Origin of the sequence: Cellvibrio sp. OA-2007, from assembly GCF_000953825.1 — a bacterium.
Taxonomy (GTDB): Bacteria; Pseudomonadota; Gammaproteobacteria; order Pseudomonadales; family Cellvibrionaceae; genus Cellvibrio.
In genome coordinates, this window is sequence record NZ_BBUL01000097.1 from 290,474 (window position 1) to 315,373 (window position 24,900).

At 47.8% G+C, this 24,900-nt stretch carries 20 protein-coding genes; 10 read left to right on the forward strand and 10 right to left on the reverse strand.

Going from position 1 to position 24,900, the window contains the following annotated elements:
* The first annotated feature begins 5 nt into the window (after window positions 1-5).
* From efp to AWU77_RS19720, 4 genes are all read left to right on the forward strand, one after another.
* Complete coding sequence (gene efp, locus AWU77_RS19705) at window positions 6-566, forward strand: elongation factor P (protein WP_062067666.1); 561 nt, start codon at window positions 6-8, stop codon at window positions 564-566.
* A 222-nt stretch (window positions 567-788) separates the two neighbouring features.
* Window positions 789-2,654, forward strand: coding sequence for a serine hydrolase (locus AWU77_RS19710; protein ID WP_062067669.1), 1,866 nt, complete (start codon window positions 789-791; stop codon window positions 2,652-2,654).
* A 3-nt stretch (window positions 2,655-2,657) separates the two neighbouring features.
* Window positions 2,658-3,746, forward strand: coding sequence for a sensor histidine kinase (locus AWU77_RS19715; protein WP_062067672.1), 1,089 nt, complete (start codon window positions 2,658-2,660; stop codon window positions 3,744-3,746).
* On the forward strand, window positions 3,743-4,456 hold the full coding sequence (locus tag AWU77_RS19720; RefSeq protein WP_062067675.1) for a LytTR family DNA-binding domain-containing protein: 714 nt from the start codon (window positions 3,743-3,745) through the stop codon (window positions 4,454-4,456). Before AWU77_RS19715 ends, AWU77_RS19720 begins: the two co-directional genes overlap by 4 nt.
* A 50-nt stretch (window positions 4,457-4,506) precedes the next feature.
* Here AWU77_RS19720 and AWU77_RS19725 read toward each other — a convergent pair whose 3' ends face one another.
* From AWU77_RS19725 to rlmKL, 7 genes are all read right to left on the reverse strand, one after another.
* Entirely contained in the window at window positions 4,507-6,504 is a 1,998-nt protein-coding gene (locus AWU77_RS19725; RefSeq protein ID WP_062067678.1) for a TonB-dependent siderophore receptor, read from the reverse strand.
* 156 nt (window positions 6,505-6,660) lie between these two features.
* A complete protein-coding gene (locus AWU77_RS19730; protein WP_062067681.1) occupies window positions 6,661-7,263 on the reverse strand; it encodes a sulfite oxidase heme-binding subunit YedZ in 603 nt (200 codons plus the stop codon).
* An 11-nt stretch (window positions 7,264-7,274) separates the two neighbouring features.
* Window positions 7,275-8,279, reverse strand: a complete 1,005-nt coding sequence (msrP, locus tag AWU77_RS19735) for a protein-methionine-sulfoxide reductase catalytic subunit MsrP (protein ID WP_062067684.1) — start codon at window positions 8,277-8,279, stop codon at window positions 7,275-7,277.
* A gap of 55 nt (window positions 8,280-8,334) precedes the next feature.
* The gene (locus AWU77_RS19740) at window positions 8,335-9,186 is read right to left on the reverse strand and encodes a hypothetical protein (RefSeq protein WP_062067687.1); all 852 of its coding nucleotides are present in this window, start codon (window positions 9,184-9,186) and stop codon (window positions 8,335-8,337) included.
* Window positions 9,187-9,208: 22 nt separating this feature from the next.
* Window positions 9,209-9,505, reverse strand: coding sequence for a type II toxin-antitoxin system RelE/ParE family toxin (locus AWU77_RS19745; protein WP_062067690.1), 297 nt, complete (start codon window positions 9,503-9,505; stop codon window positions 9,209-9,211).
* A gap of 2 nt (window positions 9,506-9,507) precedes the next feature.
* Window positions 9,508-9,756 (reverse strand): type II toxin-antitoxin system ParD family antitoxin, encoded by a 249-nt coding sequence (locus tag AWU77_RS19750; RefSeq protein WP_062067693.1) that lies wholly within the window; start codon window positions 9,754-9,756, stop codon window positions 9,508-9,510.
* 81 nt (window positions 9,757-9,837) lie between these two features.
* A complete protein-coding gene (rlmKL, locus tag AWU77_RS19755) occupies window positions 9,838-12,096 on the reverse strand; it encodes a bifunctional 23S rRNA (guanine(2069)-N(7))-methyltransferase RlmK/23S rRNA (guanine(2445)-N(2))-methyltransferase RlmL (RefSeq protein ID WP_062067696.1) in 2,259 nt (752 codons plus the stop codon).
* Window positions 12,097-12,391: 295 nt separating this feature from the next.
* On the opposite strand from rlmKL, the gene rmf reads away from it, so the two are divergent.
* Window positions 12,392-12,616, forward strand: coding sequence for a ribosome modulation factor (gene rmf / locus AWU77_RS19760; RefSeq protein ID WP_007641871.1), 225 nt, complete (start codon window positions 12,392-12,394; stop codon window positions 12,614-12,616).
* Between the two features lie 106 nt (window positions 12,617-12,722).
* Here rmf and AWU77_RS19765 read toward each other — a convergent pair whose 3' ends face one another.
* The 3 genes from AWU77_RS19765 to AWU77_RS19775 all read right to left on the reverse strand — a co-directional run bounded on the left by AWU77_RS19765 (window position 12,723) and on the right by AWU77_RS19775 (window position 19,080).
* Window positions 12,723-13,751 carry a quinone-dependent dihydroorotate dehydrogenase gene (locus tag AWU77_RS19765; protein WP_062067699.1) on the reverse strand — a complete coding sequence of 343 codons (1,029 nt, stop codon included), beginning with the start codon at window positions 13,749-13,751 and terminating at the stop codon, window positions 12,723-12,725.
* Between the two features lie 143 nt (window positions 13,752-13,894).
* Window positions 13,895-14,116: a DUF2835 domain-containing protein gene (locus tag AWU77_RS19770; protein ID WP_062067702.1), complete on the reverse strand. Its 222-nt coding sequence runs from the start codon at window positions 14,114-14,116 to the stop codon at window positions 13,895-13,897.
* Window positions 14,117-14,136: 20 nt separating this feature from the next.
* The gene (locus AWU77_RS19775; RefSeq protein ID WP_062067705.1) at window positions 14,137-19,080 is read right to left on the reverse strand and encodes an NAD-glutamate dehydrogenase; all 4,944 of its coding nucleotides are present in this window, start codon (window positions 19,078-19,080) and stop codon (window positions 14,137-14,139) included.
* A 203-nt stretch (window positions 19,081-19,283) separates the two neighbouring features.
* On the opposite strand from AWU77_RS19775, the gene AWU77_RS19780 reads away from it, so the two are divergent.
* Genes AWU77_RS19780 through AWU77_RS19800 form a run of 5 tightly spaced genes read left to right on the forward strand, consistent with a single transcriptional unit; the run spans window position 19,284 to window position 24,861 of the window.
* Complete coding sequence (locus AWU77_RS19780) at window positions 19,284-20,243, forward strand: MoxR family ATPase (RefSeq protein ID WP_062067708.1); 960 nt, start codon at window positions 19,284-19,286, stop codon at window positions 20,241-20,243.
* A 15-nt stretch (window positions 20,244-20,258) separates the two neighbouring features.
* On the forward strand, window positions 20,259-21,227 hold the full coding sequence (locus AWU77_RS19785) for a DUF58 domain-containing protein (RefSeq protein WP_062067711.1): 969 nt from the start codon (window positions 20,259-20,261) through the stop codon (window positions 21,225-21,227).
* A 25-nt stretch (window positions 21,228-21,252) separates the two neighbouring features.
* Entirely contained in the window at window positions 21,253-21,855 is a 603-nt protein-coding gene (locus tag AWU77_RS19790) for a DUF4381 domain-containing protein (protein WP_062067714.1), read from the forward strand.
* Entirely contained in the window at window positions 21,848-22,882 is a 1,035-nt protein-coding gene (locus AWU77_RS19795) for a VWA domain-containing protein (RefSeq protein WP_062067717.1), read from the forward strand. The genes AWU77_RS19790 and AWU77_RS19795 overlap by 8 nt, the downstream gene beginning before the upstream one ends.
* Window positions 22,882-24,861, forward strand: coding sequence for a VWA domain-containing protein (locus tag AWU77_RS19800; protein WP_062067720.1), 1,980 nt, complete (start codon window positions 22,882-22,884; stop codon window positions 24,859-24,861). Before AWU77_RS19795 ends, AWU77_RS19800 begins: the two co-directional genes overlap by 1 nt.
* Window positions 24,862-24,900: the final 39 nt, after the last annotated feature.

Here is a 24,900-nt window from a genome sequence, read left to right on the forward strand (position 1 = left end):
TTACCATGAAAAATGCTCAAGAATGCCGCGCTGGCAACGTTCTGATGATCGACGGCTCACCCTGGGTTGTTCAAAAAGCGGAATACAACAAATCAGGCCGTAACTCTGCGGTTGTAAAAATGAAGTTGAAAAACCTGCTGAACGGCATGAACACTGAAACCGTTTATCGCGCAGACGACAAATTCGAAGACATCCAATTGGATCGCAAAGAAGTAACCTACTCTTACTACGCCGACCCAATGTACGTATTTATGGACCCAGAGTTCAACCAATACGAAGTAACTGCAGAAGAGTTGGGCGACCTGTTGCCCTGGATGGAAGACGGCATGGAAGACATCTGTGATGCCGTATTCTACGAAGGCAAAGTAATCTCTGTAACTCCACCAAACGCTATCACTCGTGAAGTGGCTTACACTGAGCCAGCCGTTCGTGGCGACACTTCTGGTAAAGTGATGAAGACCGCTAAACTCAACAACGGCACTGAATTGCAAGTTGCTGCGTTTGTTGAGATTGGTCAGAAGATCATCATCGACACCCGCACTGGTGAATACAAATCGCGCGCTTAATTGCCGATTGGTAATCCAGCTAAATGGCGCTCTCGTAGCGCCATTTTTTTTGCCCGAATGAAATACACACGATATTTGAAACTTTAATTTACGCCACTCACCCATGGGCGACATAATTTGCCGCTTATCACGTTGCGCCACCACTTAGCACCTAATCCACACCCGCGCATCACATTGAAGGATGATAGTTACAATCACCATAAAACTTGAAAGGAATGAGATATGCGCTTTCTGACTGCACTGCTATCAATCATTATCACTTGCTCTTCACTGGCCCACGCCGATGCTGACACGCCACCGCAAACACTGGAAGAACTTAAAACGGCCATTGAAAAAATCCGCACCGAAACCAACACGCCTGCCGTGGGTATAGCACTAGTGAATAAAGATGGACCTTTGTGGATGGCAGGGCTGGGCGAAGCGAATATTGCGCAGCATACACCGGCCGATGAGAACACCCTTTTTCGTATCGGATCTGTTTCAAAAATGTTTGCCGCGCTCGCCGTACTGAAACTGCAAGAAGAAGGAAAATTAAACTTGAATGATAAGGTACGCGATTTAGTGCCAGAGATTCAGTTTGAAAACCAGTGGGAAGAAACACATCCGGTAAGAATTGCTCACCTACTGGAACACACAACTGGCTGGGATGATATTCACCTTGCGGAATACGCCTATTCCGCACCGGATAGCATGAGCACAAAAGAAGGGCTGGATTATCACCCTGATTCGCGCAAATCCCGCTGGATTCCCGGCACGCGCCACGCCTATTGCAATTCAGGTTCAGCCGTGGTCGCTTATATCGTAGAAAAAATCAGCGGCAAAAAATATGAAGACTATATTGCAGAGACTTTTTTTAAACCGCTGGATATGCCATCCACCAGTTATTTTCAAACAGAATTGTATAAACAGAAAGGTGCGACACTTTACACCAATGGCAAACCAGAAAATTATTGGCATATTATTCACCGAGCAGCAGGTTCTATTAATTCATCGCCAAAAGATATGGCCAACTTTATGCAATTTTTGTTGCAGCGCGGCGCAACGCAAAACCAACAATTAATTCCCCGCGCTGCGTTTGATCGCATGGAAATTCCTACAACAACACTGGGCAGCACCGCACAACTCACCGGCGGTTATGGGTTGGCGAATTACACCAGTGGTTACAAGGATTTTAATATGGCTTTTCACGGCCATAATGGCGGGGTATTTGGTGGGCTCACAGAATTAAGTTACAACCAGCAACTGGAAACCGGTTATGTATTTATGATCAATGCGGGTAACGGGCAGGCATTTGATAAAATATCCAAAACCATTCGCGCTTATTTGCTTAAGAATCACCAGATTAATAAACCACAACCTATAGTGCTTCCAGAAAAGTTTAAAGCACTGAATGGATATTACGTGCCCATTAATGATCGCCAACAGTTAACCCGTTTCATGAACAGGGTTTTTGGCGTAATGAAATTTCACACAGATGATACCTATCTCTATCGCCAGCCACTGCTCGGAGGATGGGACGCCCCCAGTAAAGACTTCGCAATTAACGATGATTATTTAATTGATCAATGGACAGGCTTACCGAGCATCGCACTGGTGAATGATCCAATCGCAGGTAACAGCGTGCAGGCAAGTACGGATCTATTTAAGCCTGTATCTGCATTCAGCGTATTCAGCCTGCTGGGCCTCTATGTATCACTTGGCACAATCAGCCTGTTAAGCTTGCTGGCCATTATTGTGTGGGGATGTCGTCGCCTAGCGAAAAAAATTCCCGCCGAAGCCAGTGTCTGGATTCGCATTTGGCCGCTGCTGACCAGCGTTGTATTGCTGGGTTCAATCATGAGCTTGTCTATGGTTGGCTTATTTATGCAAGCGGCCGCGAGCGTATCACTGCTTTCTATCACTGTTTATCTGTTGAGTATTGCCTATCCATTATGTGCGCTCGCCAGTGCTTTCGTGCTCATCAAGTACAGAAATCAAGTAATATCAAGGTGGATATACGGGTACGCATTAATTTATACGGGCTTGCATTTATTGATGGCGGCTCACTTGGTTTACTACGGAATATTTGCACTAAAACTCTGGGCATAATCGATGAATGTTTCTTTCTTCCCCCACAACAAAACTTTTTGGGTATACCACGGGTCAATTTTATTGCTCATGACCCTGATCCAAAGCCTAATTATTTTGTTATGGCGGGAAGAGGTACTGTTTAACTTTATGGGTGGACTGCTATGGCTACCGCTGTTTACCCTCGCCGCACTCTATTATCGGCACCTGTATAAAACACACCAATGGCATGATTTAAACACCGCCAAAAATATTCTAGTGGTAACCGGGTATAGCTTAGCGAGTAGCTTTATTGTTACTTTTATTATGCTGGGTTCGATTATTCCTTTTTTCTGGAGTGATATTGAAAATGCGGTTACCAAACATGAAGCAACTGCTTCTACAATCATTACCCAAATGTTTATCGGCAACTGGCTGCAGACCCAGCTCTTTATTGGCGGCTGGATTTTTGTGTACATTAGCATTACTACCAAGCAGCGCATTAAAGAAACGGAAGTGGCCAACTTAAGGTTGCAAAACAGCCTCAAAGAGGCACAGCTCACCAATCTAACCAATCAACTTAACCCTCATTTTCTATTTAACACACTGAACAACATTAAATTTACCGTACGCAAGGACCCGCTAAAAGCCGAAAAAATGATTACGGACCTTTCGGACATTTTGCGCTATTCATTGGAATCCAGCAGAAGTGAAAAAGTACAACTATTAGAGGAGCTGGAAATTGTTGATCGCTACATCAGCATAATAAAAGTTCATATGGAAGATCGATTGCACTTTGAAAGCGTCATTCCAGAAAATGTAGCATCGGCTCTGATTCCGCCGATGGTTTTGCAAATGCTAATAGAAAACTCTATTAAACACGGCATTGAAAATTTGCGTCATGGCGGCAAGGTACAACTATTGGCAGAGGCGGAATCACAGCACATTAGGTTTACCATAACCAATGATATACCGCACACCGAAACACCAAACATGCAAAGTATAGGAATAGGCTTACGCAACATAGAACAACGGCTTAAATTACTCTACAGCAGCTCCGCAAGCATAGATGCCAAACAACAAGCGCAACAATTTATCGTCACACTGACTCTTCCGCGAGAAACAAACCAATGAAAGCGATAGTAGTTGAAGATTCACGCATCGCCCGCGAAGGGCTGATCGGCATGTTAAGTGAATTCTCCGATGTGGAAATTGTTGGCCAAGCTGAACACCCTGCCCCGGCACTGGAACTGATTCGGGAAAAACGCCCCGATGTTATTTTTTTAGATATACATATGCCGGGTGAAACCGGTTTTGATCTGCTGGAAAAGTTGGACTACATGCCACGTATTATCTTTACCACGGCTTATTCAGAATACGCGATCAAATCGTTTGACTATCACACTATTGATTATCTATTAAAACCAATTAGTCAGGAGCGGCTGGCACTGGCTATTGCAAAATTACACACCCAGGCTGATGAGCTATCAACCCACGCCAAACCAGCGCTGGAAATGAACAACAAGATATTTGTAAAAGACGATGACAAATGCCATTTGGTGACACTGGAATCTATCCGCTATTTTGAAAGTTGTAAAAACCACGTGCGGATATTTTTCAATCAGGAGTCAGCGTTTGTTAAAAAAACCTTGAGCCAACTTGAAGAGCGATTACCCAAACGATTCTTCTTTCGCGCCAATCGCCAATTTATTATTAATCTGCATGCGATATCGGCAATCGAAGATGCGATTAGCGATGGCTATGAAGTGACGATGGAGGATGGTATGAAAATCGCAATTTCGCGGCGCCAGGCCTGTGAATTAAAAGAATTATTAAGCCTCTAGCGAATGAAAAATCAACAGTATAAAGCTCAGCAACCTTGCTACCGTAAACTTTAATATTGCCAACGAACACCCATATTCACACTGCGCCCTTCACCTGGAACCCCCACATAATTTTCGCGGCGTGCCGCGGGGTTGAGATAAGACTTATCCAGCAGGTTATTAGCCTGCAAAAATAACTCCCAGTCTGGCATCAGCTGATAAGACATATGCACATTCCACAGACTGCGGGCACTTAACCGGGTTTGTTCAACTGTGTGAATGTTTGCAGGAAAATCCTGTTCGTTCGCATCTATTTTATCGCCCTGATAATTTAGTAATAACGAACCGGCAAACGCGCCCCGCAGGTAACTCAGGCTGGCACCGAGCAGATTATTGGAATCGCGACTTGTATCATCACCTGGGTGAAAAATATGGCTGAGCGCCACCCGGCTCTGCCAGTGCTCGGCCCAGCGCCACTGCCACTCAAACTCAATACCGCTAATGTACAGCGAACTATTCATCCAAGAGCGGCGCTGATCTTGAGTAATCATATCGACCACCGCATCATCCAAGCGGCTATCAAACAAAGTCGCCGACCAGTAGCCATGATCAATAAGCTGCACCCAAACTAACTCGGTAGTTTTAGCCGTTTCAGGAGCGAGATCAGGATTCGATACCGCTACCAAGCTGCTGGTCAGGCGAGTCTCTGAAGGACTCGGCGCACGATAGGCTTCTGAATACAACAATTTAAGACTATCCATCTGCCCTAGTTCCTTCACCAAAGCAAAGCGTGGGCTAGTGTGGCCGCCAAAATCTGAATAATTATCATGGCGTACCCCCATGGTCAGCTCTAATGATTCCTGTAGAGGGTACTGATATTGACCAAAAAAACTGCGCGCGATGCGCTCGCCTTCCATCCCATTGGGCTGATCGCGTAAAACGCTGCCATCACTGGCGCGGGTTAGCTGACTGCGCGCCGCATCAACTGTAGCTCGTCGCCACTCACCCCCCAACAGCCAATTACCCTTAGCTCGCTCGCCAAATACTATCCACTGGCTACCCAGCTCCTGATCATCAGACACACCTGAGCTAAGCAACACCGGCGTAAAAACCTGAGCTGGAGCAATAGAAGTCGCTACATCCATCGCCATAAAATCACGGTCGCTCGCAAACACTCGCGCTTCCAACCTCAATGAATCGCTTAGGCGAGGCCGCCAATCCAATGCTGCATAGCGGCTTTCGCGCTCTACAAAACCAGAGTCTGCTGGAAGATATCCAGTGACATAAAATTCTTCGGCTCGGTTTTGTGCTGAACGCAGACTCAGTGTCCAATCACCCATACCAGCTCTCACATAGAGCTGCTGATAGGACCAGGGATCACGAACATCCACAGTTTGCGGCGTAGCAGGCTCCGGGCTGGGCTCAAATACCGTTAGGGATTCACCTTGAGACTCGCGCTGCTGCCAATGTAGTTCAAGCCAACCAACTTCATTTTGACCGCGCCACTGCACACTGGCATCTTGCTGGCCATGATTACCCAGCGCCAATTTCGCCTCCGGCTGGCTGCCGGTCACTATATTGATAATTCCAGTCATGGCATTACTGCCATAGATGGCAGAGCCTGGACCGCGTATAAACTCAACACGCGCCACATTATCCAAACTGATTAGCCCGTCCTTCTGCGCTGTGCCGCCACTCACCTCATCATTGAGGCGTTGACCATCCCAGAGAATAAGCAGCTCCCGACCACCCGAGCCAACTCGCCGTCCACGATTGGAGAGCGTGTAATTTGCACTGCTATCGTCCCCCCTAAAACTTTGAAAACCCGGCACAAAATTCACCAGTTCGCTCAAGGTTTCTATGCCCATAAGGCGGATATCCGCACGGGTAAAGACGGTAATTGAGGAAGGTACGGATTTGATGTTTTCAGCGGTACGAGTCGATGAATAGATATTTTGTTGCAGCAGCTCTTCCAGACTTAATGAAAAATAATCTGGCGCTACTGAAGTCGCATGGGCCGCTGCACAAGTGTTAAAAAAAAGCGCCAAAAATCGCGTGCAAAATCTCATCTAATTGCCTGACCTGAAGGATGATCTTTATAACTATCGCGTACCCAGGCAAAGCCACGGTAGACGTCATTGAAAGATATTATTCAGTAAGCTTAGTAGAGACTGGTCAAATTCCCAGCGGTTGCTAGTGAGAATGCTTTCGGAGTTGCGGTTGGATCAGCCCCTGCCCGGTTTTTGCCAATACCAATACCACCGCACCCCCAGCAGCAGCACACCAATAACCCCAAACAAAACAGCCTCAAAATAACTGGAGCGCACCTGCATAAACACATGCAGCCAAGCCAGAATAGCGATCAGATAAATGCTCTTATGCAGGCGAAGCCAGTTTTTACCTAGCCGCCGCATCATTCCCTTGGTAGACGTAACCCCCAACACAACTAATAAAATAACCGCAGGAATTGTGACCAGAATATAGGGGCGCTCAACTAGCTCTTTGGCGAAGCGCGAAAAATCCAAACCTAAAATAAAAACCAAAAACGCGGTCACATGCAACAATGCATAAAACAATACAAATAAACCCAGCATACGCCGATGAGTTTGCAACCAGCGGAAATGAACTTGCTTAAAATTAACTAAGCGCCGCAAGGGTGTGACCGCAAGCGTGATAAACAAAAAATAAATAGTCCATTCACCGGTAAATAACACAATCGTTTTAGCAGGATCAGCGCCCAGCTGATTAGTGATGGTTTGATAAATAATAAAAGCCAATGGAATTAATGAGAGAAAAAAAATTAGCACCCTGCGCCATAAAACCGGCATCGCTATACCTCTTAATAAAATTTGCGTAAATCCAACTCTTTATACAGATGCGCCACCTGTTCGGCATAACCATTAAATAATTGCGTAGGAATAATATTCGGGCGCAGCAATCCACTCGGTAACCGCCGCTCTTCCGCCTGACTCCAACGGGGGTGACTTACTTGAGGATTTACGTTGGCATAAAAACCGTATTCGTCTGGCGCGATCATGCTCCAGGTCGTTTTGGGCTGTTTTTCGGTAAATTCAATTTTCACAATTGACTTGATGTATTTAAATCCATATTTCCATGGCACCACCAAACGCAGCGGTGCGCCATTTTGATTGGGCAATACTTTGCCATACAAACCCACCGCTAATGTTGTTAGGGGATGCATAGCTTCATCCATACGCAGACCTTCGCGATAAGGCCAATCAATTGTACTGAAGCGGCTTTTTTGCCCAGGCATTTCTGACGGGCGCTCAAGCGTGGTAAATGCAACATATTTTGCTTTGCTAGTCGGCTCTACACGCTTGATTAAATCGGCCAGTGAAAAACCCACCCAAGGCACCACCATCGACCAGGCTTCAACACAGCGCAGGCGATAAATTCGCTCTTCTAACGTCACACCTCTTAATAAATCTTCCAGTGCAAACGTGCCCGGTTTATTAACCTCACCGGCGATTTCAACTGTCCAAGGGTGGGGTTTTAATACATGCGCTTTAGCAGCCGGATCAGTTTTGTCGTAGCCGTATTCGTAAAAGTTGTTATAGCCAGCAACATGTTCATAAGGTGTCAGCGCTTCACTGATTTTTTCCTGATTGGCGTTAGCGCCCGCAATCTGCTGTTTTAACCAATTCGGGCCGGGTAAATCCTTATCGGCAACCTGAGTGGGCGCGGCCAATACGCTTGTCGCGCTTGCGCCAACGCCCAGAGCGGCAACACTCATCGCACCCCGCATAAAGTCGCGGCGCGCGTTGTAAATAGATTCAGGGGTAATTTCAGATGATGGAATATCGCTGGGCTTTTTGATCAACATACAGACCTCGCGGAAACAAAATGGTTGGGCTATAGACTGGTGCGAAGCAGATTTGTTACTGCAATTCAAAAATATAATTTCTGCCCTGATAGTCGCATACATATCGCTGCGCAGTGAGCATGGCACAGTTTTGTAGCGATATTCCCTGCAGAACGCTGGATGACTCGCTCACCCCCATATTCGCTTTATCTTTCTTAAGAAAGCCATACATGATTTCAAAGCGCTGGGGAAAATCCAAACCTTTGGCCTGTAAATCCTGATAAAGATAAGCAAACTTGCCATACGTCATAGTCACGCCGCACAGACCGATTTCACACATCTTAGCAATGTACTGATCGTAGGCTTGGGTGAGATACTGGCTCAATGCACCGCCCTGATAACCTGGTAGGTTCATTTTGTTGTCGGGCGATAGTGAACCACTCGCCAAACGATGATTAGCCCTGTTGCCCACCAGCTTAAATAAATAGTTGCCACAGCGGATTTGATTACCAGCCAAATTACATTCGGCAGAATGCTTCACACCATCAAGCTCTTTACGCGTTAACTCAGCAAGTGGTTCACGCCTAACAGTTTCCGTCACACTAAGCTGCGGATTTTTAACCACCGGAGAAACTGGAGCAGGCATTATTAATGCTGGCGTTAGCATGGGTGTTTGCGTCTTGCGCGTCGGTGCAGGCAATTTAATGCCATTGCGCTCCGCTGGCCGCTTTAGTAAAGAGGCCTGCACAATTTCATTATTTTTTTTGAATTGATTAAACGGCGGCAAACCTTTGGTCTGCGCTTTAGCTTGTAGTTGACAATAGACTTGTTCGTAATAGGTTGCGGCGAGGGCGAAACAGAATTGATCAGCCATAACTGACGGTGTAACAAAAAATATTGCAACGAAAACACATCGTAATATTTTCATCGCAGGTCACCTGATCTAATTATTAGTATTCAGAAAAATAATGCATCACATCCATTTCTTGATGTAACACACCAATGATTTCAATCACTTCCAACCCGCATCGATAAAACACAACATGCTCTGCCTGGGGAAAGGAATAGAAACCTGCGCCAATATCCGATCTATTTCTACCCAATAGCGGATTTTCCGCCAGCCATTCAAAGCGCTGTTCAAGCTGTTTGAGATATTTATTGCGCTGCAACCTACCCCATTTTTGCTGTGTATAAAGGCCAATGCTTTTTAAGTCATCCCTGGCACGGGGAGTTACCCGATATTTCATGGTTAGGCGTCCTTATCCAGCTCCTCGATCAGACTATCCATAGAGAAATTGTCAACAAATTGCCCCTGGTCTGCCTGTTGTACACCTTGAGAGAGATGCGCTCTCAAGGCCTCCAGTTTATGCTTACGCTCTTCCAGTGTGCGCAACGCATCGCGTACCACTTCACTTGCAGAGCCATAGCGACCACTGGAAATTTCGTTTTTGATAAACGCCTCCCAATGATCGCCCAAACTAAGACTTGTCGTGGCCATACCCCCTCCCGAACCTATATTCATATTTAACAATAATGAATATAGTCCGCTTGAGGTGGGATGGCAATACCGCTGTTTTGATTAATGGGTAATCACCCAGCACTGATGAATTTTAGGGTTGCGTTTGAAATCTTCATCAATGGTTTGGGCGCTAATGTCTTTGATGGTGTAAGCACTTAATGCCTCTGCATCCAATTTAAAACTGCGCAGGTTGTTGGAGAAAATTAAGGTGCCGCCTTCGGCCAGTGAGCGCATCGCATTGTTGATCATGCTGACATGATCGCGCTGTACGTCCAGCACATCTTCCATGCGTTTGGAGTTGGAGAAGCTCGGCGGGTCAAGCAGAATTAAATCGAACTGTTGATCGTTTTCTTCCAACCACTTTAAACAATCCGCCTGCTCTAATCGGTTGCGCGATTCACTCAACCCATTTAACGCATAATTTTTACGCGCCCAGTTCAGGTAAGTGTTAGACATATCCACACTCACTGTATAACGCGCACCGGCCATAGCCGCGTGCACACTGGCCGTTGCGGTATAACAAAACAGATTTAAGAAACGCTTGTCTTTAGCGAGGTCGGCAATCATCAAGCGCACTGGGCGATGATCCAAAAACAACCCTGTGTCCAAATACTGCCACATATTAATATGCAGCTTGGCCTGCCCCTCTTGCACGCTGAACAGATCACCGGTTGGCCGCTCGCTGACTTTTTCGTATTGGCTAGTGCCCTTGGTGCGGCGACGCTGTTTGTAGCTAATATTGGATGCAAGTAGATCCAGCGCAAAAGGAACAGCTTGTTCAATTTCCATAAAACGCGCAGCGGCTTTATCTTCATCAACCGATTTTGGCGCAGCATATTCCTGCACGTGAGCATAGAGTTGCGGTGCGCGGTTGGGCTGAGTTTGACCGCGATAAATATCAATCGCAGCCGAATATTCCGGCATGTCGGCATCGTATAAACGATAACAACTGATATCGTTTTTCTTCGCCCACTTTTCCAATTGTTTAAGATTTTTTTGCAGGCGATTCACTAACATCTGCGCGCCGTTACTCAACGCATTGGCCTGCTCTTGTTTGTTTTCGATTTTTACCCGCGCCTCAGCGGCTTTGCGCTCTTCATCATCTTTACTGAAGCGTGCATCCTGCTCGACCCGGCTTTGCACAAAGGCTTCAGTGCTGATGCTGAACATCAACAATTCGCTCGCGATGGTGCCATTAAAAAATTTGTATTTTTTATCCGCACGCAAGCCCATTTGTTTACCCAACTCAGGGTTGCCGGTAAACACACCCGCGCGCCAGCCTTGAAACTCATTGCGCAACCGCTCGCCCAAATGGGCATAGAGTAATTTCAGCGATTCAATTTCGCCCAAGCGCTCACCATAGGGCGGGTTGCTGATGACCAAACCAAATGCCATCGCTTGATTGTGGGTGGGCTTTACAAAATCCTTTAATTCCTTGCGACTCACACGCAACCAGTGATCCAACTCGGCGCTGACAATATTGTCTTCCGCCGCGCGGATCACATTCACATCCGCATCATAACCGCGAATTTCCGGTAGATTCTCGCGGGCGAGTCCGGCTTTTTTGCGCGCAAACGCCTCTTCGCGCAACTCCAACCAAATGTCATTGCGATGGTTGAGCCAGCGCTCAAAACCAAAACTGCCGCGCAACAAGCCTGGCGCTATATCCGCCGCGATTAATGCGGCTTCCACCAAGATGGTTCCCGAACCACACATAGGGTCGAGCAATGCACCGCCCTGCGCCGCGATTTCCGGCCAGCCAGCGCGAATCAGAATCCCCGCCGCCAAGTTCTCTTTCATCGGCGCACTACCCTGCTTAACCCTATAGCCACGGCGATGCAGGCTATCGCCTGAGAGATCGATACTGACAATTACTTTGCTTTTGGATAAACGCACATTCACCCGCAGATCCGGGTCGCGCTTGGCCACTGAGGGACGCTCACCGCTGAAATCGCGCAGGCAATCCACAATGGCATCTTTGACTTTCACTGCGCCGAATTGGGTATTACGAATGGTGTCGTTAGTGCCAATAAAATCCACCAACAAGGTGCCATTAGGGCTTAGGTGTTCTTCCCAGCGCAATTCGCGCACGCCATCGTAGAGTTCTTCCTGGCTATTGGCCTCAAAACTGGCCAGCGGCAATAACACCTTATTCGCCAAACGCGACCAAAGGCAGACGCGGTAAGCCATGGCGATATCACCCGAGAAGTAAATACCGGCGACCGTCTCGCGCAAGTCGTCTGCACCCAAACCTTGTAGTTCGGTGTAGAGCAAGCCTTCCAAGCCCTTGGGGCAGGTTGCAAAATATTGATATGTCATTAATCTTTCCAAAAAGAGGCTATCAGGATGAACTTTTCTGAACCGCACCTGACTAAACAAGGTGACTGTCATTAAGCTGTCAAATACTTTTGCTAGGCCGTTATGCCATATAGAACGGCTTATGTATAAAAATCTATTCTTTCACGGCACCGGATAAATCTGGTGTACTCACCGAACCTGTCAACGCAAGGAGATTCGAAAAACCAGTCAGACATGCAAACGAAACACCGCAAGACCGCTTCCGTCGATAAGTATGATTCTATCGACAAACCAAAATATAGAGGTGCAATAACTGATGAAACGTCAAAAACGTGACCAAACAGAACGCGCATTTGTTAAAGGGTATCAAGCAGGTATTGATGGGCGTTCTAAAAGCCTTTGTCCCCATGAAACCGGTCAAGCTCGCCAGCAATGGCTAAATGGCTGGCGCGAGTCGCGCATCGATCAGTGGGACGGATATAGTCGTTTGGCACAGGTTCAAAAAGTTAACAACATTCAACCCATGGCCATGAGTGGCTGACTTTCAGTAAGACCTACAGAATGTTTCCAACCTAATCATTTTTGATTCTATAAGCCCGCTCTCGCGGGCTTCGCTATTTTAGCGCGCCAGGTTTAGACGCTCAGACTTAAAGACCTTTTTGATAGCTGGCGATACCCGCTGCCGCTTGCGCGATCAATGCTGGCCCTTCGTAAATAAAGCCGCTGTATACCTGTACCAAACTAGCGCCCGCACGGATTTTATCGGCAGCACTGGCTGCATCAAAAATCCCGCCGACACCAATAATGGGCAACTTGCCGCCCAAACAAGCACTCAAGGTTTTAATCACATAGGTGCTCTTGTCCCGCACCGGCAAACCGCTTAAACCACCCGCTTCACTGCCATTCTCATATTCTTCTACGCCGACACGGGTGATGGTGGTATTGGTAGCAATCACGCCATCCATACCCTCTTGCAGCAAAATACCGGCAACTTGATGGATCTCGCTCTCATCCATATCCGGCGCAATTTTTACCGCGATAGGCACATAGCGGCCAGTGGCTTGTTGCAATATCGCCTGCTCTTTTTTCAGCGGTGCCAACAGCTGTGACAGCGAATCACCAAATTGCAGATTGCGCAGCCCTGGGGTATTGGGCGATGAAATATTCACGGTGATGTAATCAGCGTGGTCATAAACTTTGCGCAGACAGATCAAATAATCATCGACAGCATTCTCAACTGGCGTCGTTGCGTTTTTGCCTATATTGATTCCCAACACGCCTTGATAGCGACGGTTTTTAACCTGTGCAACCAGATGATCTACACCCTTGTTGTTAAACCCCATGCGATTGATGATCGCCTGCGCTTCCGGCACACGGAACAAGCGCGGTTGTGGGTTGCCCGGCTGAGGCCGTGGCGTAATGGTGCCTATCTCTACAAAACCAAAACCCAAACTGCCCAACGCGTTGAAATAATCGCCGTTTTTATCCAGCCCTGCAGCCATACCAACGGGATTGTCGAAGGTCAGTCCCATTACCTCGACTGGTGCGCTAGGGATAGTCGGGGCAAATAAGCCCAGCAGGCGCAAACGCTCTGCAGCTCCCAGTAAATCCAGGCTAAGTTCATGGGAGGTTTCAGCATCAAGGCGGAACAAAAGATCGCGAATAGTGTGATACATAACTGGCCCTTCGGCGGTCTGAATGAGTGACTATATAAGTGACTATCTGAGTGACGATAAATAAGGCGGCAAGGATACTGGATTAGCAGGTTTGACGCACCCCAAACCTTGCCAATTTCCTACTCCAGCGACTACACCAATGACTAGGCCAATCGCTGTATGGACTGAAAGCGATTGTCATCATCAAAATCAATTTGAAAAGTGCCACGAATACCATTGTGTAATACAAATGGCCGCAGAATCCCCGCGGGAAAGCGAATACTGCGGCCATCAATACTGCGCGCAAAAACGTTCTTGACGCTGCCTTCATACAAACGCTGAAATTCTTCAGCAGAAATCGCCAGATTGACAATGATACTTTTCAAACAATATTCTCTAGATAGATTTATTCAGCTGCAGGACAAAAGTCCAAACTTTCACAATGTTGGCTGGCCTGCGCCAAATCGAGCAAATCGCGCAACGCAACCGCCACCATCGCAAAATCAGTACCATTTACTGCCTGCAATTCATTCACCATGGACTTCCAGCGGGCGATTAACAAGCGATGTTGATTACTCCAACGCTGGATTAATTGCTCCAAAGGTAATTGATCATCGTAAAAGCGCATGAGCGATATGCTCAAACTGCGCAACTGCGATTCCAAATCACCCAAATAAGTCTCGCGCGCCATAGCTTGCCAGAAATTATCGACCGGCAAACTGGAAATTTGTGCAGAGAACCAAGGCAAACTTAAATAATTGCCCAAGGCAAAATACATTTTGGCAAGCTCACCTATATCCTGATTCGCAATACGTGCCGCCTCCACCACACTCAAGCCGGAATATAAATCTGCCGGGCGTGCAACACAGCTAACCAGATTGTCGGACAAACCAAACGCGCGCAATTTTTGTACGGATTCCTGCCATTCCGCCAAGGCATCACCCACTAACAATTCGGGCAATTGCGCATTGATGGTTTGCATTCCTGCGGCAAATAATTCCACCTCACTCGCGGGCAGCAAATAACTGCGGCGATTGCGCAAAAACCAGCGCGCTGCGCGCCGGATTTTACGCATCATCATATTGATTAATTGTAATTGGCGCTCCGCCGGAACCTTAGTGCCCGCCGCATCCAACGCGGCTAAAAATTCCGGCATCGCGTAAATATCCCGCGCAATAATATACGCCTTAGCCACATCGCCCACACTCGCGCCGGTAGATTCCATCAAGCGCTGCGCAAAACTAATGCCCATGGTGTTGACCATATCATTGGCAATTTGGGTGGCGACAATTTCGCGGCGCAGGCGATGATTGCGCAACGCGAGCGGAAACAATTGCGCAATTTTATGTGGAAATGCGGTTTCGATAAATTTCGCCAGATATTCATCATCGACAATATTTGTCGCGGCCAAATCTTCTTTTAGTACCGCCTTGGCATAGGAAATTAAAATCGATAATTCCGGGCGGGTGAGTGACTTACCGTGAGTTTGGCGCTCCAACAACTGCTCATCGGTAGGTAAAAATTCGAGTTTGCGATCCAACCGACCAGCAGTTTGCAGTGCGTTCATAAAACGGCGATATTCCGCACTGCGCTGCAATGCTTCTGACTGCGCGATACTGATAGCCTGTGTCTGCCGCGTATTATTGTGCAGCACTAATTGCGCAACATTATCGGTCATATCCACCAACAATTGATTGCGCTGCTTTTGGGTAAGATCGCCGTTAGCGACAATTTCATTTAGTAAAATTTTGATATTCACTTCATGGTCGGAGCAATCCACACCACCGGCATTATCGATAAAATCAGTGTTACACGCGCCGCCATGCAAACAATATTCAATGCGCCCGCGCTGGGTCATGCCCAAATTACCGCCCTCACCAAATACTTTACAGCGCAGCTCGTCACCATTTACCCGCAGACCATCGTTAGCTTTATCGCCTGCGTCCGCATGGGTTTCTGTACTGGCTTTTACATAGGTGCCAATACCACCATTCCAAATCAAATCTACCGGCGATTTTAATAACGCATTAATTAATTCCATGGGCGTGAGGCTAGCCGCATCCAGCGCAAAACGCGTGCGCATTTGCGCAGAAATCGGAATGGATTTTGCGCTGCGATTAAACACACCACCACCTTCGCTGATTAAACTTTTGTCGTAATCATCCCACGTGGTTTTGGGGGTAGTAAATAACCGCTGCCGCTCGGTAAAACTGCGCGCCGCATCCGGATTAGGGTCGATAAAAATATGCTGATGATTAAAAGCTGCGACCATCAGAATGGATTGCGATAACAACATGCCGTTGCCAAATACATCGCCCGCCATATCGCCAATACCCAACACGGTGACGGGCTCATTTTGCACATCAACATCTTTTTCGCGGAAGTGCCGCTGCACCGAAATCCACGCACCGCGTGCGGTAATGCCCATACCTTTGTGGTCGTACCCCTGGCTGCCGCCCGATGCAAACGCATCGCCCAACCAGTGATTGTATTCAGCAGAAATAGCATTGGCGATGTCGGAAAAACTCGCCGTGCCTTTATCGGCAGCAACCACTAAATAAGGATCGTCTTCATCGTAGCGCACCACATTTTTAGGCGCGCAAATGCTGCCATCAACAAGGTTATCGGTTAAATCCAACAGGCCGCGAATAAACCACTGGTAACAGGCAATACCCTCTTGCATTTGCTGTTCGCGGCTGGCATTTGTGGGCATTTTTTTACAGACAAAACCACCCTTAGCGCCACTGGGTACGATCACCGCATTTTTAACTTGTTGCGCTTTTACCAAACCCAATACTTCGGTGCGATAATCTTGTAACCGATCAGACCAGCGCAAACCGCCGCGCGCTACTTTGCTGGTGCGCAAATGCAAACCTTCCATTCGCGGCGAATAGACAAAAATTTCATAGAGCGGACGCGGTGCCGGAATATCCTGCAATTTACGTGGTGAAAACTTGAATGAAAGATACGGTTTGTTATTGCCCTGCGCATCCAGTTGGTAAAAATTGGTGCGCAGGGTGTTATCAATTAAGGCGAGAAAACGGCGAATAATGCGGTCGTCATTTAAATTTTGTACCGCGTCTAATTGCGCAAGAATATCTGCATGCAGCATATTTCTGCGCTCTGGAGTATTTTCACTCACCAATTCCGGATCAAATTTTAGGGTAAAAAAATCCACCAACTTATGCGTAATCGCCGCCTGATTAACAAGCGCGGAAGCCATATAGCTGGCACTAAACGGAAATAAAGTTTGGTGCATATAGCCGGAATAGGCGCGTAACATGACAGCTTCGCGCCAATCCAAGCCCGCCGTGGTAATCAACGCATTAAACGCGTCACTATCAGCCAAACCGTGCCAAATAGCGGCAAAGGCATTGGTGAAATTTTCTTTGAGTGAAGGCAAGTCGATAATGCTGGAGAATTGATGCGCAAGTTTAAAATCGTGCAACCAAAACAGTGTTCCAGTGCTGGTTTGAATATCGTAAGTGCTTTCACTGACGACACGAAAACCCAAATTCTCCAGCACCGGAATCACATCAGATAAAGCTAAGGTTTTATCGCGCAGATAAATTTTAAACTGCACAAACGCCCCCGGTTCTCCCAATTGCGAATGGTACAGTCGCATGGCGATATTTTTTGCTGCAGAACCGGCATCGTCCGTCTGCATACTCTGAGTTAATTCGTGAATCGATTGAATATCCTGCACCGCTGTGGGCGCATCATATTCCTCTTGATACGCCGCCGAAAATGCATCGCGATACTCGCGCAATAAGCGCGCACTCGCTTCTTCACCATGGGTTTCTAGTAGCGCCGTGTGCAAATAGTCTTCCCATGAGCGGGTAATGTTGACAATACCCGCCTGTAAGGTAGCCACATCGACTTGCACAGGTGTCGAGCTATTGACTTTAAATACTAAATAAACTCGCGCGAGGATTGATTCAGAAAAGTACGTGGTAAATTCACTTTCGTGTGAATCAATAGCATTACCAATCAATTCCTGAATGGCCAGCCGAACCTTGGTACTAAAATAATCCCGCGGCACATACACCAGAAAATTCATAAACTTGCCAAACGGATCATTCCGCATAAATAAACGCACCATCGAGCGCTCATTGATTTGCGCAATACCCATCAGCGTATCGTAAAGTTCAGTGCCGCTACTTAAAAAAAGTTCATTGCGCGGAAAAGTTTCCAACAACTGACGAAAGTTTTTTCCATAGTGGCTGCTGGGCTCGAGCCCGGTGCGCTCAAACACTTTGGCCACTTTTGTGGAGATAAGCGGAATCTCGGTGGGGCTCATCAGATAGACAATGGAGGTGTACAACCCGAGAAAACGCACCTCGCCAATCACCTCGCCCTGCGGATTAAAGCGTTTGACGATCACATAGTCAGAATAGGCATTGCGATGTACCCGCGCCCGCGCTGAGGATTTAGAGAAGGTAATCACTTGTGGCACTAGATGAAAGCGCGCCATGCCTTCATTAAAGTCATCCACCGGCAACTCTGTGGACGCATTCTGGGAGTCATCGCGCAAGCGAAACAAGCCGAGGCGTTGCGCTGGAATTTCACACAAGGTTTTTTTGCCGTTTATCTCTTTAAATTCATATTCTGCATAGCCCAGAAATGTAAATTTATCTTCCGTTAACCACTGCACAAAGGCTTTGGATTGCTGAATGTTGGCAGCGGCCACAGCATCGCTAGCGAAATTGAGGTTTTGCTCTGTCGCCAATGCGGCAGCGCGCATAGGGTGATAATCTTTCACCACAAATTCAACTTCCGCCAAAATGCGGTGCAAACTCTGGGCAATATCGTCTAATACGGTTTGATCGGTGTGGGCGCTGATTTCCATCACAATCAAGGCTTCTTTACGGTGCTCACCGAGGCTCTGCTGCACCGCCTGCCCATTCTCCCCCTCGATTAACTCGACGAGCTGATCACTATCATCGCGCACCAAACTAAGCACCGTGCTTTTAATGGTGTAGATGGCGATATTGCGGCGGTTTAGTTCGATACGAATTGAATCCACCAGAAACGGCATATCTTTTTGCAGCACCACCAGTGCAGTGTGAGGGCACGTCCAACCATCTTCGATGAGGTTGGGATTAAACAAGCGTATTTTCGGCTGCTGCCGATCATAACTCTGAATAAATTGCGACCACTGATAGAGACTGCCAAACACATCGCTCAGGCGCCGCCCAACTAGTTCCTCCAGGGGATAATGGCTAAAGAACTTATTTGCCAGCCGCTGCAATAGCTCAAGTTCAGCACCCGTCAATTTGGATGCGGCGTAATGATTAAATTCTTCTAAAAATTCAACGAGCTTGCGCTGGCTAACCAAAGGGCTGTTCACAGTCTGAACTCCTGTCAAAAGTGAGGCGGGTTTATCTAAGCCTAGCTGAAAAAATCGTGTAAACAGTTGAAATTGCAGGGAACCGTCACAAACTTGCGCAGTCTATCGAGCACTTTTGCCGTGCTGTGCTGCCCATTTGCGGCTTGCCAGCGTTGAATCAACCCACAATTGCTAACTACAACAGCGAAAAGGTATTCATCTCCATGCAGGCTTTTCAACAAATCCAATCTCTCAGCACCTGGCTAAACGACCAAATCATCGGCCAGGAACATTTGACTCAACGCCTCTTAATCGCCCTGCTGGCCGATGGCCATTTACTAGTGGAAGGCGCGCCCGGCCTGGCGAAAACCAAAGCTATTAAAACCCTGTCGCAGGCGATAGAAGGCAATTTCCACCGCATTCAGTTCACGCCGGATTTGTTGCCGTCTGATGTGACCGGTACCGATATTTACCGCCCCGAACAAAATCGTTTTGAATTCCAGCCGGGCCCCATCTTCCACAATTTAGTATTGGCGGACGAAATCAACCGCGCACCAGCGAAAGTTCAATCGGCGCTGCTGGAAGCCATGGCCGAGCGCCAGGTGAGTGTGGGCAGCAAGACTTATCCCCTGCCCGGTTTGTTTATGGTGATGGCAACCCAAAACCCGATCGAACAAGAAGGTACTTATCCGCTGCCCGAAGCCCAGCTCGACCGCTTTTTGCTGCATGTAGTGGTGGATTACCCGAGTATTGAAGCCGAGCGCCGCATCTTAAAACTAGCGCGCAATGAAGCAGCAGCAGTCGCAGCCGAGCAACCGGAAATGATTACCCAAGCCACTATCGATGCCGCGCGCAATCAAATTTTGGCGATTTACATGGCGGAGAGTGTGGAGGACTACATAGTCCACCTGATTAACGCCACTCGCCGCCCAGCGCAATATTCCGAAGAGCTGGCCGGATTGATCGAATACGGTGCCAGCCCCCGTGCAACTATCGCGCTGGATCGCTGTGCCCGCGCCCACGCTTGGTTAAATGGCCGCGATTTTGTCAGTCCCGACGATGTACAAGCCGTCGCTCACGATGTTTTGCGTCATCGCTTGATTTTAAGTTTTGAAGCAGAAGCTACTGGCACCACACCGAATCATGCAATTGATAAATTGTTGGCCGCTGTGCCATTGAGCTAAGTGGAACGCACTGCTATGAGCAATTTGCTGCAAGACCTGAATCCGCGCGGTGCTTACACGGAGCTCGCGGCTTTATTACGCTGCCGTTTTGCCGCACAAGATTTAAAACTCTTTGCCCACCAACCGGCGCGCAGTTTGTTGTCGGGCGGTGAGCGCACCCGTTTTCGCGGGCGCGGAATGGATTTTGAAGAAGTGCGACTGTATCAACCGGGCGATGACATCCGCTCGATCGACTGGCGAGTCACGGCGCGCACCCAAGTCGCACATACCAAAATTTTTCGCGAAGAACGCGAGCGCCCGGTATTTATGTTGGTGGATCAACGCTCGCCATTATTTTTTGGTAGCACGCGCTGTTTTAAATCGGTACTCGCCGCGCACATCGCCGCACTGCTCGGCTGGGCCGCACTCGCCAACGGCGACCGTTTAGGTGCATTGGTGTTTGGCGACTACAATCAGCGCGATGTTCGCCCGCGCCGCAGTAAACATTCGGTGTTGGAATTATTGCATCAGCTGCAAGATTACAATCACCGCTTAACTTCACCAATCACACCTGCACCCGCACTATCGCCTTCAGGTCAGCCACAAAAAGCTAATTCATTGCACGATATGTTGAGCGATGCCCGTCGTATCGCCAAACCCGGTTGCGCGCTGTTTATCATCAGTGACTTTCACGATTTGGATAAAAATGCTGAGCAGCAATTATTTGAATTAGCGCGGCATACCGATGTGACCTTGGTACACCTATACGATCAACTCGAACGGCAATTGATTAGCAACTCGTCACTAACTATCAGCAATGGCCGCGAGCGGTTGCAATTAGCCGCAAACGAAAAAGCCTTTCAGCAAGCCTACACCCAGCAGTTTGATCTGCAGTTGGATTTGCTGACCACTATGTGTAAACGCTTGCGCATTCCTCTACTGAGTTATGCCACCCATGACGATATTCAAGACGGTTTGCGCAAGGCTTTTGGCCGAAAAAAATAATCCTACTTAATACGATTAACATTCTATGCAAGCACCTTCGATACAATCTCCATCAATACAATCACCGGCGCTGCAAACTCCGGCATCGCCACTGGATCAGCTGGCCGATATCCATTTGCCCGATAGCGTCAGTTGGTGGCCGCTTGCACCCGGCTGGTGGGCACTGCTCGCGCTTGTCATTATTGTGTTGGTTGGATTTTTTATCTGGCGCCATCGCAAAACACAAAATGCATATCGCGATATAGCACAACACCAGCTCGATAGCATTTATGCCGATTATCAACAAACCCAAAATGCCGCCGCCTATTTACAAGCGCTGAGCCTGCTGCTGCGCCGCACTGCACTTACCGCTTACCCGCACAGTTTTAACGCCAGCATTAAAGGTAAAGAGTGGCTGCAATGGTTGGATCAGGTTTGCCCTGCATTGCCAGAAAAATTTTCAAGCGAGTTAGGTGAGAATTTGTTAACCAGTGCCTATCAAAAAAATCCACACATAGATGTAAGCGAATTACAGCAACTCAGTTCGCAGTGGATTCGTTTGCATCGCAATCATCGCCAGAAACTTTCTATATCAAAAAAAGCCACGGCAAAAAAAACCACCAACGCAACGGAGGCCAATCATGTTTGAAATGCAATGGCCATGGTTGTTATGGCTCGCACCGCTGCCTTTATTAATGGGTATTATTGCGCCCAAAAAACGTATTGAGGCCGCACTGCGAGTGCCTTTTTACCAACACGCCAGCCAACTGGAACAACAAAATCGTTTAAGTATTGGCAAACGCCCGGCGAAATTACTATCGCTCTGGGCAATCTGGCTCTGCTGTTTATTAGCAGCCACAAATCCACAATGGGTTGGCGAACCTACCAGCATGCCATCTAGCGGTCGCGATTTATTAATGGCAGTGGATATTTCCGGCAGTATGGAACAGACCGACATGTCGGCTAACGGCCGCCGCATTACTCGCTTGATGGCAGTAAAAAAAGTCATCGGCGATTTTGTTACACGCCGCACTGCAGATCGATTGGGATTAATTCTGTTCGGTGCACAAGCTTATCTGCAAGCGCCACTCACTTATGATCGCAATACGGTCGATCAATTATTGCAAGAAGCACAAATTGGCTTTGCCGGGCGCGAAACCGCTATAGGTGATGCCATAGGCCTCGCGGTAAAACGTTTGCGCGACAGACCCAATGCTAGCCGTGTCTTAGTGGTGCTGACCGACGGCGCCAATACCGCCGGTGTGCTCAGCCCCGACAAAGCAACCGAGCTGGCACAAAAAGCCGGAATAAAAATTTACACCATCGCCTTTGGTGCAGAATCAATGGAAGTGCCGGGCATTTTTGGCTCGCGCACGGTTAACCCTTCTGCTGATCTCGATGAAGGCACCATGATGGCAATTGCTGAAAAAACTGGCGGAAAATATTTCCGCGCGCGCAATCTTGAAGAGTTAGACAACATCCATCGCGAGTTGGATCGTCTTGAGCCGATTGAAATGGAAGCTGAAACGTTTCGCCCGGTACAAACATTATTTTACTGGCCCCTGGCCTTTGCATTTTTACTTAGTTTTATGTTTGCGATTGCACATATTTGGCAAGGCCGCACGATTCGCTCAACCGCCACAAACAAAACCACAACTAGCGCGGAGGTAAAATAATGACAACGTTTGATCTATTTATCAGTCAATTTCATTTTCTGCGCCCTTGGTGGTTGCTCACACTCGCGCCTGTTATTCTTATCGCGCTGTTGCTTTGGTATCAAAAACACACGGCGCGCTCATGGCAACAAATAGTGGCGCCGGAACTATTGCACTATTTGCTCGACGGCCAAACCACTCGCATTCGCCCATGGCAACTCATCGCACTTTTAATTGCCTGGATTATCAGTTGCATTGCACTCGCTGGCCCCAGCTGGGAAAAACGTCCGGTTGCCGTTGAGCAAAATCAACAAGCATTAGTGTTGCTACTTGATCTATCGCCGTCGATGATGAGTGAAGATGTAAAACCATCGCGCTTGGTGCGTGCAAGATTAAAAATTGCTGATTTATTGCGCCTACGCAAAGATGGTCAAACCGCTTTATTAGTCTATGCCGGCGATGTGCATGTGGTGACACCGCTCACCGATGATACCGAAACCATCAACAATATTATTCCCGCGCTGCACCCTAACATCATGCCAGCGCAAGGTAGCAATACTGAAGCTGCGGTCGCTCGCGGTATTGAATTATTAAAAAATGCCGCCATCACCCAAGGCGATTTATTGCTGATTACTGATGGTATAGACAAAACCGCGCAAGCCAATATCACCGATATTATGTCGCGCGAAAGCCAATATCGTTTATCCATTCTCGGTGTGGGTGGCACCGCCCCTACTCCCATACCCAGCGAAAAAGGTGGCTTCGTGCGCGACAAAAATCGCAACATAGTCACCACTCAAGTCAACGCCAATGAATTGCAAAATCTCGCCAACGAAAACCGTGGCCGCTACCGCTCACTGGCAAATACCAGCAGTGATATTGATTATTTAATGGATCTGCCCACACCGAAAAAAGAAGAAACGCAACGCGTAGAGCGCGAATTCGACAGTTGGTACGACCGCGGTCACTGGTTAGCCTTATTGCTCTTGCCGATTATTCTCTACTGTTTCCGCCGCGGCGTTCTGCTCAGCCTTTTGCTTGTTCCCTTAATTGGCCTCACCCCAAGTAAAAGTTATGCCTTTGGCTGGGATGATTTATGGAAAAACAAAAATCAACAGGCCTATGAAAAATTGCAGCAGGAACAAGCGGCTGCAGCGGCAGAACAATTTGATCAGCCCGAGTGGAAAGCCAGCGCCCAATACCGCGCAGGCAATTATGAAGATGCGGCTAAAAACTTTGCCAAATCCGACACAGCAGATGCGCATTACAATCGCGGCAACGCGCTTGCCAAGGCCAATAAATTGCCGGACGCAATCAAGGCCTATGACCAAGCTTTAGAGCGCGATGCAGATCATGCTGAAGCGAAGAAAAACCGCGCCTTGGTTGAAGAACTGTTGAAGCAACAGCAACAAAATCAAGAACAAAATAAAGATCAGGATCAACAAGACAAACAAGATCAAGATCAAAACCAGCAAGATCAACAGAATCAGGATCAACAAAAACAAGATCAGCAAAATAACGATCAACAGAACAAACAACAAGACCAGCAACAACAAGAAAAAAATAACAAACAGCAAGATCAACAAAATCAGCAAGAGTCAGAAAACCAACAAGACTCCCAACAACAAAAAGATCAGCAACAAAAAGACCAACAAGAGCAGCAAGAACAACAGGAAAAGTCTGAGCAAGAACAATCAGATCAGGAACAATCTGAACAAGAAAAGTCAGAAGAAGAAAAAGCCGCCGAAGCAGCACAGCGCGAGCAAGAGGAGCAACAAGCTGCCGAGGAAAAACAGCAGCAAATGCAAGCTGGCGAACGCAAAGATGACGACCTAACCGACGAGGAGCGTCAGGCAATGGAGCAATGGCTGCGCCGTATACCGGATGATCCGGGTGGCCTATTGCGCAACAAGTTTAACTACGAGCACTACAAGCGCAGACAGGAAATGATGAATGGCGATTGGGAACCCGCCGAAAATGGTGCTGAAAATCGCTGGTAAAACAACAGCCCATGGCCCTGAATAGTTATTTGCAACGGA

Bases quoted from the DNA above. Each gene is read 5' to 3' on its own strand.
- AWU77_RS19790 (WP_062067714.1), top strand. From the start codon at position 21,253: ATGCAAGCACCTTCGATACAATCTCCATCAATACAATCACCGGCGCTG.
- msrP (WP_062067684.1), bottom strand. From the start codon at position 8,279: ATGTTGATCAAAAAGCCCAGCGATATTCCATCATCTGAAATTACCCCT.
- AWU77_RS19780 (WP_062067708.1), top strand. From the start codon at position 19,284: ATGCAGGCTTTTCAACAAATCCAATCTCTCAGCACCTGGCTAAACGAC.
- AWU77_RS19745 (WP_062067690.1), bottom strand. From the start codon at position 9,505: ATGAAATATCGGGTAACTCCCCGTGCCAGGGATGACTTAAAAAGCATT.
- AWU77_RS19785 (WP_062067711.1), top strand. From the start codon at position 20,259: ATGAGCAATTTGCTGCAAGACCTGAATCCGCGCGGTGCTTACACGGAG.
- AWU77_RS19795 (WP_062067717.1), top strand. From the start codon at position 21,848: ATGTTTGAAATGCAATGGCCATGGTTGTTATGGCTCGCACCGCTGCCT.
- AWU77_RS19750 (WP_062067693.1), bottom strand. From the start codon at position 9,756: ATGGCCACGACAAGTCTTAGTTTGGGCGATCATTGGGAGGCGTTTATC.
- AWU77_RS19800 (WP_062067720.1), top strand. From the start codon at position 22,882: ATGACAACGTTTGATCTATTTATCAGTCAATTTCATTTTCTGCGCCCT.
- AWU77_RS19715 (WP_062067672.1), top strand. From the start codon at position 2,658: ATGAATGTTTCTTTCTTCCCCCACAACAAAACTTTTTGGGTATACCAC.
- rmf (WP_007641871.1), top strand. From the start codon at position 12,392: ATGAAACGTCAAAAACGTGACCAAACAGAACGCGCATTTGTTAAAGGG.
- AWU77_RS19720 (WP_062067675.1), top strand. From the start codon at position 3,743: ATGAAAGCGATAGTAGTTGAAGATTCACGCATCGCCCGCGAAGGGCTG.
- AWU77_RS19765 (WP_062067699.1), bottom strand. From the start codon at position 13,751: ATGTATCACACTATTCGCGATCTTTTGTTCCGCCTTGATGCTGAAACC.
- efp (WP_062067666.1), top strand. From the start codon at position 6: ATGAAAAATGCTCAAGAATGCCGCGCTGGCAACGTTCTGATGATCGAC.
- AWU77_RS19710 (WP_062067669.1), top strand. From the start codon at position 789: ATGCGCTTTCTGACTGCACTGCTATCAATCATTATCACTTGCTCTTCA.
- AWU77_RS19725 (WP_062067678.1), bottom strand. From the start codon at position 6,504: ATGAGATTTTGCACGCGATTTTTGGCGCTTTTTTTTAACACTTGTGCA.
- rlmKL (WP_062067696.1), bottom strand. From the start codon at position 12,096: ATGACATATCAATATTTTGCAACCTGCCCCAAGGGCTTGGAAGGCTTG.
- AWU77_RS19740 (WP_062067687.1), bottom strand. From the start codon at position 9,186: ATGAAAATATTACGATGTGTTTTCGTTGCAATATTTTTTGTTACACCG.
- AWU77_RS19730 (WP_062067681.1), bottom strand. From the start codon at position 7,263: ATGCCGGTTTTATGGCGCAGGGTGCTAATTTTTTTTCTCTCATTAATT.